At 46.3% G+C, this 13,761-nt stretch carries 25 protein-coding genes; 22 read left to right on the top strand and 3 right to left on the bottom strand.

The annotated features are described in order from the left end of the window. The 21 genes from rpsC (at nucleotide 1) to rplQ (ending at nucleotide 10,299) form a co-directional block, all read left to right on the top strand. Nucleotides 1-699 (top strand): 30S ribosomal protein S3, encoded by a 699-nt coding sequence (gene rpsC / locus INR79_RS16255; protein WP_004398467.1) that lies wholly within the window; start codon nucleotides 1-3, stop codon nucleotides 697-699. Between the two features lie 11 nt (nucleotides 700-710). After that, nucleotides 711-1,121: a 50S ribosomal protein L16 gene (gene rplP, locus INR79_RS16250; RefSeq protein WP_004398466.1), complete on the top strand. Its 411-nt coding sequence runs from the start codon at nucleotides 711-713 to the stop codon at nucleotides 1,119-1,121. Then, entirely contained in the window at nucleotides 1,121-1,312 is a 192-nt protein-coding gene (rpmC, locus tag INR79_RS16245; RefSeq protein WP_004398465.1) for a 50S ribosomal protein L29, read from the top strand. The genes rplP and rpmC overlap by 1 nt, the downstream gene beginning before the upstream one ends. Continuing rightward, the gene (gene rpsQ / locus INR79_RS16240) at nucleotides 1,312-1,566 is read left to right on the top strand and encodes a 30S ribosomal protein S17 (RefSeq protein ID WP_004398464.1); all 255 of its coding nucleotides are present in this window, start codon (nucleotides 1,312-1,314) and stop codon (nucleotides 1,564-1,566) included. The genes rpmC and rpsQ overlap by 1 nt, the downstream gene beginning before the upstream one ends. Nucleotides 1,567-1,727: 161 nt before the next feature. Then, nucleotides 1,728-2,099 (top strand): 50S ribosomal protein L14, encoded by a 372-nt coding sequence (rplN, locus tag INR79_RS16235; RefSeq protein ID WP_004398463.1) that lies wholly within the window; start codon nucleotides 1,728-1,730, stop codon nucleotides 2,097-2,099. 13 nt (nucleotides 2,100-2,112) lie between these two features. After that, complete coding sequence (rplX, locus tag INR79_RS16230; protein ID WP_004398462.1) at nucleotides 2,113-2,430, top strand: 50S ribosomal protein L24; 318 nt, start codon at nucleotides 2,113-2,115, stop codon at nucleotides 2,428-2,430. A gap of 24 nt (nucleotides 2,431-2,454) precedes the next feature. Continuing rightward, the gene (gene rplE / locus INR79_RS16225) at nucleotides 2,455-2,994 is read left to right on the top strand and encodes a 50S ribosomal protein L5 (protein ID WP_004398461.1); all 540 of its coding nucleotides are present in this window, start codon (nucleotides 2,455-2,457) and stop codon (nucleotides 2,992-2,994) included. Nucleotides 2,995-3,011: 17 nt separating this feature from the next. Continuing rightward, the gene (gene rpsN / locus INR79_RS16220; RefSeq protein WP_004398460.1) at nucleotides 3,012-3,317 is read left to right on the top strand and encodes a 30S ribosomal protein S14; all 306 of its coding nucleotides are present in this window, start codon (nucleotides 3,012-3,014) and stop codon (nucleotides 3,315-3,317) included. 29 nt (nucleotides 3,318-3,346) lie between these two features. Then, the gene (rpsH, locus tag INR79_RS16215) at nucleotides 3,347-3,739 is read left to right on the top strand and encodes a 30S ribosomal protein S8 (RefSeq protein WP_004398459.1); all 393 of its coding nucleotides are present in this window, start codon (nucleotides 3,347-3,349) and stop codon (nucleotides 3,737-3,739) included. Nucleotides 3,740-3,754: 15 nt separating this feature from the next. After that, complete coding sequence (gene rplF / locus INR79_RS16210; protein ID WP_004398458.1) at nucleotides 3,755-4,288, top strand: 50S ribosomal protein L6; 534 nt, start codon at nucleotides 3,755-3,757, stop codon at nucleotides 4,286-4,288. Between the two features lie 9 nt (nucleotides 4,289-4,297). After that, nucleotides 4,298-4,651, top strand: coding sequence for a 50S ribosomal protein L18 (rplR, locus tag INR79_RS16205; protein WP_004398457.1), 354 nt, complete (start codon nucleotides 4,298-4,300; stop codon nucleotides 4,649-4,651). A gap of 14 nt (nucleotides 4,652-4,665) precedes the next feature. Continuing rightward, a complete protein-coding gene (rpsE, locus tag INR79_RS16200; protein ID WP_223095115.1) occupies nucleotides 4,666-5,166 on the top strand; it encodes a 30S ribosomal protein S5 in 501 nt (166 codons plus the stop codon). Nucleotides 5,167-5,173: 7 nt separating this feature from the next. Beyond that, complete coding sequence (rpmD, locus tag INR79_RS16195; protein ID WP_004398455.1) at nucleotides 5,174-5,350, top strand: 50S ribosomal protein L30; 177 nt, start codon at nucleotides 5,174-5,176, stop codon at nucleotides 5,348-5,350. 5 nt (nucleotides 5,351-5,355) lie between these two features. Next, on the top strand, nucleotides 5,356-5,790 hold the full coding sequence (gene rplO, locus INR79_RS16190; RefSeq protein ID WP_004398454.1) for a 50S ribosomal protein L15: 435 nt from the start codon (nucleotides 5,356-5,358) through the stop codon (nucleotides 5,788-5,790). A 21-nt stretch (nucleotides 5,791-5,811) separates the two neighbouring features. Continuing rightward, nucleotides 5,812-7,152, top strand: coding sequence for a preprotein translocase subunit SecY (gene secY, locus INR79_RS16185; RefSeq protein ID WP_004398453.1), 1,341 nt, complete (start codon nucleotides 5,812-5,814; stop codon nucleotides 7,150-7,152). Nucleotides 7,153-7,190: 38 nt separating this feature from the next. Beyond that, nucleotides 7,191-7,307, top strand: a complete 117-nt coding sequence (rpmJ, locus tag INR79_RS16180) for a 50S ribosomal protein L36 (RefSeq protein WP_004398452.1) — start codon at nucleotides 7,191-7,193, stop codon at nucleotides 7,305-7,307. Between the two features lie 149 nt (nucleotides 7,308-7,456). Then, nucleotides 7,457-7,813 carry a 30S ribosomal protein S13 gene (gene rpsM / locus INR79_RS16175; RefSeq protein ID WP_004398451.1) on the top strand — a complete coding sequence of 119 codons (357 nt, stop codon included), beginning with the start codon at nucleotides 7,457-7,459 and terminating at the stop codon, nucleotides 7,811-7,813. An 18-nt stretch (nucleotides 7,814-7,831) separates the two neighbouring features. After that, on the top strand, nucleotides 7,832-8,221 hold the full coding sequence (gene rpsK / locus INR79_RS16170; protein WP_004398450.1) for a 30S ribosomal protein S11: 390 nt from the start codon (nucleotides 7,832-7,834) through the stop codon (nucleotides 8,219-8,221). A 27-nt stretch (nucleotides 8,222-8,248) separates the two neighbouring features. Continuing rightward, nucleotides 8,249-8,869 (top strand): 30S ribosomal protein S4, encoded by a 621-nt coding sequence (rpsD, locus tag INR79_RS16165; RefSeq protein ID WP_004398449.1) that lies wholly within the window; start codon nucleotides 8,249-8,251, stop codon nucleotides 8,867-8,869. A gap of 24 nt (nucleotides 8,870-8,893) precedes the next feature. Next, a complete protein-coding gene (locus INR79_RS16160; RefSeq protein ID WP_004398448.1) occupies nucleotides 8,894-9,886 on the top strand; it encodes a DNA-directed RNA polymerase subunit alpha in 993 nt (330 codons plus the stop codon). Nucleotides 9,887-9,912: 26 nt separating this feature from the next. Further along, nucleotides 9,913-10,299: a 50S ribosomal protein L17 gene (gene rplQ / locus INR79_RS16155; RefSeq protein WP_004398447.1), complete on the top strand. Its 387-nt coding sequence runs from the start codon at nucleotides 9,913-9,915 to the stop codon at nucleotides 10,297-10,299. A gap of 57 nt (nucleotides 10,300-10,356) precedes the next feature. On the opposite strand, the gene INR79_RS16150 is transcribed toward rplQ, so the two are convergent. The 3 genes from INR79_RS16150 to INR79_RS16140 form a co-directional block, all read right to left on the bottom strand. Further along, nucleotides 10,357-11,625, bottom strand: a complete 1,269-nt coding sequence (locus INR79_RS16150) for an O-acetylhomoserine aminocarboxypropyltransferase/cysteine synthase family protein (RefSeq protein WP_223095113.1) — start codon at nucleotides 11,623-11,625, stop codon at nucleotides 10,357-10,359. 89 nt (nucleotides 11,626-11,714) lie between these two features. Continuing rightward, complete coding sequence (locus INR79_RS16145; protein WP_223095111.1) at nucleotides 11,715-12,209, bottom strand: DUF2780 domain-containing protein; 495 nt, start codon at nucleotides 12,207-12,209, stop codon at nucleotides 11,715-11,717. A 156-nt stretch (nucleotides 12,210-12,365) separates the two neighbouring features. Continuing rightward, nucleotides 12,366-12,986 (bottom strand): FKBP-type peptidyl-prolyl cis-trans isomerase, encoded by a 621-nt coding sequence (locus tag INR79_RS16140; protein ID WP_004398444.1) that lies wholly within the window; start codon nucleotides 12,984-12,986, stop codon nucleotides 12,366-12,368. Nucleotides 12,987-13,159: 173 nt separating this feature from the next. Here INR79_RS16140 and INR79_RS16135 point away from each other — a divergent pair, with 173 nt between their 5' ends. Continuing rightward, on the top strand, nucleotides 13,160-13,732 hold the full coding sequence (locus INR79_RS16135) for a LysM-like peptidoglycan-binding domain-containing protein (RefSeq protein WP_200766567.1): 573 nt from the start codon (nucleotides 13,160-13,162) through the stop codon (nucleotides 13,730-13,732). The last annotated feature ends 29 nt before the right edge of the window (nucleotides 13,733-13,761 follow it).

The raw sequence follows: 13,761 nt of genomic DNA, 5'->3' as shown, positions 1-13,761 counted from the left end.
ATGGGTCAAAAAGTACATCCTAATGGTATTCGTCTTGGCATCGTTAAGCCTTGGAATGCTACTTGGTTTGCTAACACCAAAGATTTCGCTGACAACCTAGACGGCGACTTCAAGGTACGTCAGTTCCTAACGAAGGAACTTTCGAAAGCGTCTCTTTCACGTATCGTTATCGAGCGTCCTGCCAAGAGCATCCGTGTGACTATTCACACTGCTCGTCCAGGCGTTGTAATCGGTAAGAAAGGCGAAGACGTAGAGAAGCTACGCACAGCTGTAGCTAAAATCGCAGGTGTACCAGCGCAAATTAACATCGCTGAAGTACGCAAACCTGAGTTGGACGCACAACTTGTTGGTGACAGCATCGCGTCTCAGCTAGAGCGTCGTGTTATGTTCCGTCGTGCTATGAAGCGTGCGGTACAAAACGCAATGCGTCTAGGCGCTAAAGGTATCAAAGTGGAAGTAAGCGGTCGTCTAGGCGGCGCTGAAATCGCACGTACTGAGTGGTATCGTGAAGGTCGTGTACCTCTACACACTCTTCGTGCTGACATTGATTACGCAACTTCTTCGGCTCACACCCAATACGGTGTAATCGGCATTAAAGTTTGGATCTTCAAAGGTGAGATCCTAGGCGGCATGCCAGCAGCTAACGCTGTAGAGCCAAAAGGCGACAAGCCTAAGAAGCAGCGTAAAGGCCGTAAGTAAGGAGTCGACTGATGCTACAACCTAAACGTACTAAGTTCCGTAAGGTTCAGACTGGTCGCAACCGTGGTCTAGCTAAAGGTACTGAAGTAAGCTTCGGCGAATTCGGTCTTAAAGCTGTTGGCCGTGGTCGTATCACTGCTCGTCAGATTGAAGCGGCTCGTCGTGCTATGACACGTCACATTAAACGTCAAGGTCAAATCTGGATTCGTATTTTCCCAGACAAGCCTATCACTGAAAAACCGCTTGAAGTTCGTCAAGGTAAGGGTAAAGGTAACGTTGAGTACTGGGTAGCCCAAATCCAACCTGGTAAGGTTATGTACGAAATGAATGGCGTACCTGAAGAGTTGGCACGTGAAGCGTTCCGCCTTGCGGCACGTAAACTGCCTGTAAAAACTACCTTTGTAACTAAGCAGGTGATGTGATGAAAGCACTAGATCTACGCGAAAAAAGCGTTGAAGAGCTTAACGCTGAGCTATTGAATTTGCTGCGTGAGCAGTTCAACTTGCGCATGCAAGCTGCAACTGGTCAACTACAGCAGACTCATACTCTGAAAGCTGTGCGCCGTGATATCGCACGTGTGAAAACTGTTTTGACTGAGAAGGCAGGCGCATAATGAGCGACAAAATTCGTACTCAACAAGGTCGTGTAGTTAGCGACAAGATGGACAAGTCTATCGTTGTTGCAATCGAACGCATGGTGAAACACCCAATTTACGGCAAGTTCGTAAAGCGTACGACTAAACTGCACGCACACGACGAAAACAACGAGTGTGGCCTAGGCGATACCGTTGAGATTCAAGAGTGTCGTCCACTGTCTAAGAAGAAGTCTTGGACTTTGGTAAAAGTTGTAGAAAAAGCGAAGTACTAATTTCGTTTTGATACGATAGAAAAAGCGGCTCCAAATTATTTTTGGGGCCGCTTATTTTTTGGCTACCCAAGTACAAAAAAGGGTGGTACAATTCGCAGCCCTTATAAAGAGGCAGCCCGACCCGTGAAGGGTCTAGTTTTAATATTTAGCGGAGCACTAAAATGATCCAAATGCAAAGTACACTCGACGCTGCGGATAACTCCGGCGCTCGCAGAGTAATGTGTATTAAGGTTCTGGGTGGCTCTCACCGCCGTTATGCACATATCGGAGATATCATCAAAGTTACTGTTAAGGAAGCAATTCCACGCGGTAAAGTTAAGAAAGGTGATGTTCTGAAAGCGGTGGTAGTGCGCACTCGTAAAGGCGTTCGTCGTCCAGACGGTTCTGTCATTCGCTTCGACCGTAATGCTTGTGTATTGTTGAACGACACTACTGAGCAACCAGTCGGCACACGTATCTTTGGTCCAGTGACTCGTGAACTTCGTAACGCGAAATTCATGAAGATTGTTTCACTGGCTCCAGAAGTTCTGTAAGGAGCGGCACACAATGGCAGCTAAAATCCGTCGTAACGACGAAGTAATCGTTCTTGCCGGTAAAGATAAAGGCAAGCGCGGTAAAGTAACTAAGGTTCTAGCAACCGGTAAAGTTATCGTTGAAGGTATCAACCTTGTTAAGAAACACCAAAAGCCTCAACCGGCTCTAGGTCAACAAGGTGGCATCGTTGAACAAGAAGCAGCAATCGATGCTTCTAACGTTGCAATCTTTAACGCGGCTACTGGTAAAGCAGACCGCATCGGTTTCCGTTTTGAAGAAGGCAAAAAAGTGCGTTTCTTCAAATCAAACGGCGAAACTGTTTCTAACTAATAGAATGTAATTTGGAGTTCTACTATGGCGAAACTGCATGATTACTACAAGTCGTCTGTAGTCGCTGAGCTTACCAAAGAGTTCGGCTACTCAAGCGTCATGCAAGTCCCTAGGATTGAAAAAATCACCCTAAACATGGGCGTTGGTGAAGCAATCAACGACAAGAAACTGCTAGAAAACGCAGCAGCTGATATGGCAACGATCTCTGGTCAAAAGCCACTTATCACTAAAGCGCGTAAATCAGTAGCAGGCTTCAAGATTCGTGAAGGCTACCCAATTGGTTGTAAAGTAACCTTACGTGGCGAACGTATGTGGGATTTCTTCGAGCGTCTAATCTCGATTGCACTTCCACGTGTACGTGATTTCCGTGGTGTTAGCGCGAAGTCTTTTGACGGTCGTGGTAACTACAGCATGGGCGTTCGCGAGCAAATCATCTTCCCGGAAATCGACTACGATAAAGTCGATCGTGTACGCGGTCTTGATATCACTATCACGACGTCTGCGAGTTCCGATGAGGAAGGCCGTGCTCTGCTGGCTGCCTTTAACTTCCCATTCCGTAAGTAAGGTGAAGGGTTACTGTTATGGCTAAACAATCAATGAAAGCACGTGAAGCTAAGCGTGCAAAGCTAGTAGCTAAGTTCGCTGAGAAGCGTTCAGCGCTTAAAGCTATCATTAGCGATGTAAACGCATCTGAAGAAGATCGTTGGAATGCAGTTCTAAAATTGCAATCTCTTCCACGTGATTCAAGTGCATCACGTCAGCGCAACCGTTGCAACCAAACTGGTCGTCCACACGGTTACCTACGTAAGTTCGGTCTAAGCCGTATTAAGGTTCGTGAAGCTTGCATGAAAGGCGAGATTCCGGGTCTTCGTAAGGCTAGCTGGTAATTGCCACTTAATCATTTGGAGTAAAATCTATGAGCATGCAAGATCCGATTTCGGATATGCTGACCCGCGTTCGTAACGGTCAGGCAGCAAACAAAGTTGCTGTTAAAATGCCTTCTTCAAAGCTGAAAGTTGCAATTGCTGCACTACTAAAAGCTGAAGGTTACATCGCAGACTTCGCTGTAAGCGGCGAAGCGAAACCAGAGCTAGAAGTAACTCTTAAGTACTTCCAAGCTAAACCAGTAATCGAGCAAATCCAACGTGTTTCACGTCCAGGTCTGCGCGTCTACAAAAAGAAAGACGAGCTACCTTCCGTGATGGGCGGTTTGGGTGTTGCTGTAGTTTCCACTTCCAAGGGTCTAATGTCTGACCGTGCTGCTCGTAAAGCAGGTCTTGGTGGTGAAATCATCTGCTACGTAGCTTAATAATAGGAGTAGGATATGTCTCGTGTTGCTAAAGCACCTGTCGCTATTCCAGCTGGCGTAGAGGTGAAACTAAACGGCCAAGAACTTAGCGTTAAAGGTCCTAAAGGCGAACTGTCTCGTTCATTCAACGATGGCGTAGTAGTTGCGCAAGAAGAAGGTAAGCTTACTTTCGGTCCACGTGAAGGTGTTGCTAACGCATGGGCACAAGCTGGTACAGCTCGCGCACTTGCTAACAACATGGTTGTTGGTGTTACTGAAGGCTTTACTAAGAAGCTAACTCTTAAGGGTGTTGGTTACCGTGCTGCTATTAAAGGCAACGCAGTTAGCCTAACTCTAGGCTTCTCTCACCCAGTTGAGCACGCAGTGCCAGCGGGTATTAAAGCTGAATGTCCAAGCCAAACTGAAATCGTACTAACTGGTGCTGACAAGCAACTAGTTGGTCAGGTTGCGGCTGACATTCGTTCTTACCGTGAGCCTGAGCCATACAAAGGTAAAGGTGTTCGTTACGCAGATGAAAATGTGCGTACCAAAGAAGCTAAGAAGAAGTAAGGTAACACTATGGATAAGAAAGCATCTCGCATCCGTCGTGCTACACGTGCACGTCGCAAGATTGCAGAACTTCGCGCGACTCGCCTAGTAGTACACCGTACTCCACGTCACGTGTACGCTCAGGTTATCGCTGCAAACGGCTCTGAGGTTATCGCTGCTGCTTCTACTGTAGAAAAAGCGATCCGTGAGCAAGTTAAGAATACTGGTAACGTAGACGCTGCTAAAGCTGTAGGTAAAGCTATTGCTGAGCGCGCTATCGAAAAAGGCATCTCTGATGTTGCTTTCGATCGTTCTGGTTTCCAATACCACGGTCGAGTAGCGGCGCTAGCAGATTCTGCTCGCGAAGCTGGTCTGAAATTCTAAGGTAGGGTTGGAAGATGGCTAAAGAACAACAACAAGCTACAGATTTGCAAGAAAAGCTAATTGCTGTTAACCGTGTTTCTAAAACGGTTAAAGGTGGTCGAATCTTTAGTTTTACTGCACTAACAGTTGTTGGTGACGGTAACGGTCGTGTTGGTTTCGGTTACGGCAAAGCTCGTGAAGTACCAGCAGCGATCCAAAAAGCAATGGAAAAAGCGCGCCGTAACATGGTTACTGTAGCGCTTAACGACGGTACTCTTCACCACGCGGTGAAAGGTCGTCACACTGGCTCTAAAGTTTACATGCAGCCAGCTGCAGAAGGTACTGGTATCATCGCAGGTGGTGCGATGCGTGCAGTACTTGAAGTTGTAGGTGTTCACAACGTACTTGCAAAAGCATACGGTTCTACGAACCCTATCAACATCGTTCGCGCGACGATCGATGGTCTGAGTGGCATGAAGTCTCCTGAGATGGTTGCTGCTAAGCGTGGTCTAACTGTTGAAGCTATTTCGGAGTAAGAACACCATGGCAACTATTAAAGTAACTCAAACTAAAAGCTCAATTGGCCGCCTACCAAAGCACAAAGCGACTTTGCGTGGTCTAGGTCTTCGTCGTATCAACCACACTGTAGAACTTGAAGATACTCCGTGCGTACGCGGTATGATCAACAAAGTTTACTACATGGTTAAAGTTGAGGAGTAATCAGAATGCGTTTGAATACTCTATCACCGGCTGCTGGTTCTAAACCTTCTAAGAAGCGTCTAGGTCGCGGTATCGGTTCAGGCCTTGGTAAAACAGGTGGTCGCGGCCACAAAGGTCAAAAATCACGTTCTGGCGGCAGCGTTCGTCCAGGTTTCGAAGGCGGTCAGATGCCTCTGAAACAACGTCTACCAAAATTCGGTTTCACTTCTCGTAAGAGCCTAGTGACTTCTGAAGTTCGTCTAGGTGAACTAGCGAAGGTAGAAGGTGACGTGGTTGATCTAAACAGCTTGAAAGCTGCTAACGTAATCACTAAGAACATCGAATTTGTAAAAGTTGTTCTTTCTGGTGAAATCAGCAAAGCTGTGACTGTTAAAGGTCTACGCGTAACTAAAGGTGCTAAAGCTGCAATCGAAGCTGCAGGCGGTAAAATCGAGGAATAATTCTCGAGGGACGAGGTACAGATGGCTAAAAAACCAGGACAAGATTTTCGTAGTGCTCAAAGCGGCTTAGCTGAATTAAAGTCGCGCTTACTATTCGTATTAGGTGCACTTTTAGTATTCAGAGCAGGCTCTTTTGTGCCGATCCCTGGTATTGACGCAGCTGTACTTGCCGATTTGTTCGAACAGCAAAAGGGTACCATCGTTGAAATGTTCAACATGTTCTCCGGTGGTGCACTTGAGCGTGCTTCTATATTAGCGTTGGGCATCATGCCGTATATTTCGGCTTCGATTGTTGTCCAACTGCTAACTGTAGTTCATCCTGCGTTAGCTGAACTCAAGAAAGAGGGTGAAGCCGGCCGTCGTAAGATAAGCCAATATACGCGTTACGGCACGCTTGTACTTGCTACATTCCAAGCAATTGGTATTGCAACAGCTTTGCCAAGCATGGTCACAGGTCAATTGGTCGTTATCGATCAAACCATGTTTACTGTTATTGCAACCATCAGTCTAGTAACCGGTACCATGTTCCTAATGTGGTTAGGTGAACAGATTACTGAGCGAGGAATTGGTAACGGTATCTCATTGATTATCTTTGCAGGTATCGTTGCTGGATTGCCATCGGCAATCGGTCAAACAATTGAGCAAGCGCGTCAAGGTGAACTGAACGTACTTCTTCTGCTGCTTATTGCTGTACTGGCGTTTGCAGTTATCTACTTCGTTGTTTTCATGGAGCGTGGTCAGCGTCGAATCGTCGTTAACTATGCTAAGCGTCAACAAGGTCGTAAGGTATTTGCTGCGCAAAGTACTCACTTGCCACTTAAAATTAACATGGCAGGTGTGATCCCAGCGATATTTGCGTCTAGTATTATTTTGTTCCCAGGAACATTAGCACAGTGGTTTGGTAATACAGGTGGTGAGGACAGCGCATTCAGTTGGTTAACTGATGTGTCTTTGGCCCTTAGCCCTGGACAACCTCTGTATGTAATGCTTTATGCGGCAGCGATTATTTTCTTCTGTTTCTTCTACACGGCATTGGTTTTCAATCCGCGTGAAACAGCAGATAATCTGAAGAAGTCTGGAGCGTTCGTACCCGGTATCCGCCCAGGTGAGCAGACAGCTAAGTACATTGATAAAGTAATGACTCGTTTAACCCTAGCAGGTGCGTTGTACATTACCTTTATCTGTCTGATTCCCGAGTTCATGATGATCGCTTGGAACGTACGTTTCTACTTTGGCGGTACATCGCTACTTATTGTAGTGGTAGTTATCATGGACTTTATGGCACAGGTACAGACTCATCTGATGTCACAACAGTATGATTCTGTGTTGAAAAAAGCGAATCTGAAAGGCTACGGTCGTTAATTCGACGGTAGGCTCAGATTTCATTACGGAGTTTAGCAATGAAAGTTCGTGCTTCCGTTAAAAAAATCTGCCGTAACTGTAAAGTAATCAAGCGCAACGGTGTTGTTCGCGTGATTTGCAACAGTGAGCCAAAGCACAAGCAGCGCCAAGGCTAATCTAAGCAGAAATTTTTACTTGAAAAGTAAGGTAGTGTCGAGTATATTCCTCGGCCTACCTTTTGCGTGCAAAAGAAGTAGTATGCCGCAGCGTATCCATAACGGGCTTTGCTGCGGATAATTCTTTTATGAAACACTAGGAGTGAATAATGGCCCGTATAGCAGGCATTAACATTCCTGATCAGAAACATGCTGTAATCGCTCTAACGGCGATCTACGGCATCGGTAAAACTCGCTCTCAAGCTATCCTAGCTGAAGTGGGTATTGCTGAACATGTTAAGATCAGTGAACTATCTGAAGAGCAGATCGATCAACTGCGTGATGGTGTAGCTAAGTACACTGTAGAAGGTGATCTACGTCGTGAAGTATCCATGAACATCAAGCGTCTTATGGACCTTGGCTGTTACCGTGGTCTTCGTCATCGTCGCAGTCTACCACTACGTGGACAGCGTACTAAAACCAATGCTCGCACCCGTAAGGGTCCGCGTAAGCCGATCAAGAAATAATCGGGAAGGTAGAGTACAATGGCAAAACAACCAACTCGCGCTCGTAAGCGCGTACGCAAGCAAGTAGCTGATGGCGTAGCGCACATCCATGCTTCTTTTAATAACACAATCGTGACCATCACTGACCGTCAAGGTAACGCACTAGCTTGGGCTACTGCAGGCGGTTCTGGTTTCCGTGGTTCTCGTAAGTCAACTCCGTTTGCAGCTCAGGTTGCAGCAGAGCGCGCTGGCGAAATGGCTAAAGAATATGGCCTAAAGAACTTGGAAGTTATGGTTAAGGGCCCAGGTCCAGGTCGTGAGTCAACTATCCGTGCACTAAACGCAGCAGGATACCGCATCACTAACATCGTTGATGCAACTCCGATCCCTCATAACGGTTGTCGTCCACCTAAGAAACGTCGCGTATAACGTTTCTAGGAAAGTTGGAGAAGAATCATGGCAAGATATTTGGGTCCTAAGCTGAAGCTTAGCCGTCGCGAAGGCACTGACTTATTCCTTAAGTCTGGTGTTCGTGCGATTGATACCAAGTGTAAAATCGATAACGCACCAGGTGTACACGGCGCTCGTCGCGGTCGTCTATCTGAGTATGGCGTTCAGCTTCGTGAGAAGCAAAAAGTTCGTCGTATGTACGGCGTTCTAGAAAAACAATTCCGTAACTACTACAAAGAAGCAGCTCGTCTTAAGGGCAACACAGGTGAAAACCTACTTCAGCTTCTTGAAGGTCGTCTTGATAACGTAGTTTACCGCATGGGCTTTGGCGCAACTCGCGCAGAAGCACGTCAGCTAGTTAGCCATAAAGCTATCCTAGTAAACGGTAAAGTTGTAAACGTTCCTTCATTCAAAGTTGCGGCAAACGACGTTGTATCTATCCGTGAGAAAGCTAAGCAGCAATCTCGCATCAAAGCAGCTCTAGAAGTTGCTGAACAACGCGAAAAACCAACTTGGATTGAAGTAGATGGCGGTAAGATGGAAGGTACGTTCAAGCGTTTGCCTGAGCGTTCAGATCTATCAGCTGACATCAACGAACACCTGATCGTCGAGCTTTACTCTAAGTAAGGTTTAAATTAAAGAGAGGACACAATGCAGGGTTCTGTAACAGAATTTCTTAAGCCACGTCTTGTTGACATTGAACAAATCAGCACGACACACGCAAAAGTAACTCTTGAGCCATTAGAGCGTGGCTTTGGTCATACTCTAGGTAATGCGCTTCGTCGCATTCTTCTATCTTCAATGCCTGGTTGCGCAGTAACTGAGGTTGAGATTGAAGGCGTTCTTCACGAGTACAGCACCAAAGAAGGTGTACAAGAAGATATCTTAGAGATCCTTCTTAACCTGAAAGGTCTTGCTGTTAAAGTGGCAGAAGGCAAAGATGAAGTGTTTATTACACTGAACAAATCAGGCTCAGGCCCTGTTGTTGCAGGTGACATCACCCATGATGGTGATGTAGAGATCGCTAACCCAGAGCACGTTATTTGTCATCTAACTGATGACAATGCTGAAATCGCTATGCGTATTAAAGTAGAACGTGGTCGTGGTTATGTTCCAGCATCGTCTCGTATCCATACTGAAGAAGATGAGCGTCCTATCGGTCGTCTGCTTGTTGACGCGACTTACAGCCCAGTAGACAAAATTGCCTACACTGTAGAAGCGGCACGTGTTGAGCAGCGTACTGACCTTGACAAGCTTGTTATCGACATGGAAACGAACGGTACTCTTGACCCTGAAGAAGCAATCCGTCGTTCAGCTACTATCCTTGCTGAACAATTGGATGCCTTCGTTGATCTTCGTGACATCCGTGTTCCTGAAGAAAAAGAAGAGAAGCCGGAATTCGATCCGATCCTATTGCGTCCTGTAGACGATCTTGAACTAACAGTTCGCTCTGCTAACTGTTTGAAAGCAGAAGCGATTCACTACATCGGTGATCTTGTACAGCGTACTGAGGTTGAGCTACTTAAAACGCCTAACCTTGGTAAGAAGTCTCTTACAGAGATCAAAGACGTACTTGCGTCACGCGGTCTGTCTCTAGGTATGCGCCTAGAAAACTGGCCACCAGCGTCAATCGCTGAAGATTAATCGATACTAGTTAGAAGGATTAGGTCATGCGCCATCGTAAGAGTGGTCGTCAACTCAACCGCAACAGCAGTCATCGCAAAGCGATGTTCAGCAACATGGCTAGCTCTCTAGTACGTCATGAAGTTATCAAGACTACTTTGCCAAAAGCAAAAGAGCTGCGTCGCGTCGTTGAGCCTTTGATTACACTAGCTAAGACTGACAGCGTTGCTAACCGTCGTCTTGCATTTGCTCGCACTCGTGATAACGAAGTTGTGGCAAAACTATTTAACGAACTAGGTCCACGTTTTGCTGCTCGTCAGGGCGGTTACACTCGTATCCTAAAAGCTGGCTTCCGTGCTGGCGACAAAGCTCCAATGGCTTACATTGAGCTTGTTGATCGCCCAGAAGTTGCTGAAGAAGCAGCTGCTGAGTAATCAGTTCGTAATGAACTCAAAAGCCGAGCATTAGCTCGGCTTTTTTGTGTCTTCTGATCAGGTTTTCAGTGCCTGATCCAAATCCGCAATGATATCGTCTATGTGCTCAATACCGACAGACAGACGGATCATTTCAGGTACCACACCAGCAGCAGCTTGTTCTTCTACACTCATTTGTCTGTGCGTAGTAGAAGCCGGGTGACAGGCTAATGACTTGGCATCACCAATGTTGACCAGTCTTTTGAACAGCTCCAAAGCATCATAGAAACGCACGCCAGCCTCATACCCGTCTTTCAAGCCAAAAGACAAAATCGCCGAAGGTTTACCATTCATATATTTTTGCGCGAGATCGTAGTGTTCTGAATTAGATAATCCGGCGTAGCTGACCCAACTGACTTTGTCGTGACCTTCCAAATATTCTGCGACCTTTTTAGCATTGTCACAATGGCGTTCCATACGAAGGGAAAGTGTTTCTAGTCCTTGCATCAGCATAAACGCGTTCATTGGTGAAAGTGCTGAACCAGTGTTGCGAAGAGGCACAGTACGAGCTCGACCAATGAATGCGGCTTCGCCAAACGCTTCGGTGTACACCACTCCATGATAAGAAGGCTCAGGTTGATTAAACACTGGGAATCGATCTTTGTGCTGTGCCCAGGGGAATTTTCCTGAGTCGACAATCACTCCTCCAAGAGTTGTACCGTGACCGCCAACATATTTAGTCAGAGAATGAACGACGATGTCTGCACCATATTGAATGGGCTTACAGAGAATAGGAGTGGCGACGGTATTGTCCACAATTACCGGTACGCCTTTTTGGTGTGCGAGAGTCGCAATTCCTTCAATGTCCACAATATTACCAGCGGGATTACCAATGGATTCGCAATATACAGCTTTGGTATTCTCATCGATAAGCTCAGCCAAACTCTCAGGTTTGTCATCTTTGGCAAATCGAACATCAATTCCTTGCTGGGGAAGCATGTGTGCAAACAAGGTGTACGTACCTCCATACAACTGAGGCGTTGAAACTATGTTGTCTCCGCTTTGTGCCAGCGTCAGGATGGCGTAATTGATGGCTGCACTACCTGCGCTTACCACCAGACCAGCAATTCCCCCTTCTAAGGCTGCCATTCTTTGTTCCAACACGTCATTTGTTGGATTCATAATGCGTGTGTAGATATTGCCCGGCACTTCGAGGTTGAAAAGATCGGCGCCGTGTTGAGCGTTATCGAATTCGTACGCAACAGTTTGATAAACGGGAGTTGCTACTGCTTTTGTGGTTGGATCTGTTTGATAGCCGTGGTGGATGGAAAGGGTTTCGTCTTTCATAGTACCTACTCGTCCTTGATAAAAAGGTTAGAGTGGCACAAATTTTCTGTGTTGAAAGAGAGGGTGGTCAAAAACCACCCATTTTCAGATTACTTCCAGATTTGACCTAGAGAGTCTAACAGCCCGGTCGAAGCGTTCTGTGAACCCAAGTATTTAAGGATTATAGGAGCAAACTGCCCCACCATAGACGGGTCTAGCCCAAGCTTAGTGAATATATCGGTTACCGCACCAAAATTGCTGGCAAGCCCTGCCAGACCAGGGATTGAACCAGTAAGTGAACTTAATCCGGGGATAGAAGAAGCAAGCTCGCTGTTTTGAGAAGAACTAAGCGAGTTAGATGCCAATGCGAGAAGGGCTCCTGCACCACCAGTTGCCTGAGTAGGAGACACATCAAGTTGAGAGCTGAGCATCTTCACTAAGTCGGAATCTGCTTGGGTATCTACCTGACTTGAGAAAGCATCATTTGCCAATGAACCAAGATCGAGAGCAGGTTTTTCTTCGGACTTACCAAAGCCAAAAAAGGCATGGCTTGGAGAGGCTAACAGCAGCGCAGAAAGCGCTAAAATCGTTGTTTTAATTTTCATAACTCATTCCTTTTGAAAGGCACTTATTAATCCTAGATGGATTTTCCGTTTCGAGCAGATAATCGTGCCGAGAATACAAAACGGGAATGAGCAGTGTACGTGAAGACATAAAAAAAGCGGTGCCTGGCACCGCTTCATTTTTGAGACGAATAGAAATTACAGGATAGCCAGTAGTTCTACTTCGAATACTAGAGCAGCGTATGGAGGAATTGATGCGCCAGCACCACGCTCGCCGTACGCTAGGTCTTGAGGAATGTATAGTTTCCACTTAGAACCTACAGGCATTAGTTGAAGTGCTTCAACCCAGCCTTTGATTACGCCTGTTACAGGGAACTCTGCAGGTTGACCGCGAGAAACAGAGCTGTCGAATACAGTACCGTCTGTTAGTTCACCGTGGTAATGAACGCGAACTGTTTTGTCAGAAGATGGGATTTCGCCAGTGCCTTCAGTGATAACTTCGTACTGTAGACCAGACTCAAGTACTGTTACTTCTGGACGTAGAGCGTTGTCTTTCAGGAAAGCTTCGCCGTCTGCCGCTGCTGCTTTAGCCGCTTCTGCACGTGCTGCTTCTGCACGAGTGTGAAGCTCTTGAAGTGCGTTGTTGATTTCATCAACTTCGATTTCTGGCATGTCGCCAGTTAGTGCTGTCGCGATACCTTTTGCGATAGCGTCAACGTTCAGACCTTCAAGACCACTGCCCGCAAGTTGCTGACCCATTTGCAGACCAATTCCGTAGCTCGCTTTCTGCTCTACGGTTTCTAATTTGATTTCAGACATCTTGTCTCTCTATTGTGTGAGTTTGTGCAGCAAAAGGATAGCAGTTCTACTAGCGCGAAGAAACGTCAAATGCCAATATAAGTCAAGATACTGTTAACTTGTGTTGCACTGAGTTTTTTTCGCTGCACAGGTTCATGGATAATAGGAAGACAGTTCGTTAGGGTGTAAGCATTATGAATCGGAGAGTGGCACGTTCGCGCCAGCCGGGAATATTCGAACAATTCAAAAGCAAAATAGAAAAGGTCGATTGGCGAGAGAAAGCGAAATCGGTCAAAACGTATTGGTTAGATTTACCTAAATTGCATCGCCGTGCCATTCCTTCTTTGGCAGCGGTGGTGATTGTGTTGCTTCTTATTCCCGTGTCTGATGAAGAAAACGCACCTGATGCAACAGAACAACAAGCAGAGAACACACGCAAGCCTTTGGAAATCAACACTACGGGGTTAAGTGAACAAACTTCCAATAACTCGTCTTCTTCCCGAGAGGACACTTGGGAGCAATACACAGTCAAGGGTGGCGATACACTGGCGCAGGTATTTCGAGCGAACTCTTTACCCATGGCGGATTTGAATGCCTTGGTCAAAATTGAAGGTTTAGATAAGCCATTAAGTAAAATTCGGGAAGGGCAACTGATTCGTTTCAAGTTAGATGATGCTGGAAAGCTCGACATCTTACAGTTGGAAAGTCGAACTGGTTCAGTCATGTTCTTCCGGTTGTCTGATGGTAGTTTTGGACGAAGTAAATAATCGAAAACTCAGGGGGCTAATGAAGCCCC

Origin of the sequence: Vibrio sp. SCSIO 43132, from assembly GCF_019904195.1 — a bacterium.
Taxonomy (GTDB): domain Bacteria; phylum Pseudomonadota; class Gammaproteobacteria; order Enterobacterales; family Vibrionaceae; genus Vibrio; species Vibrio nigripulchritudo.
This window is presented reverse-complemented; position numbering and strand designations above follow the sequence as displayed.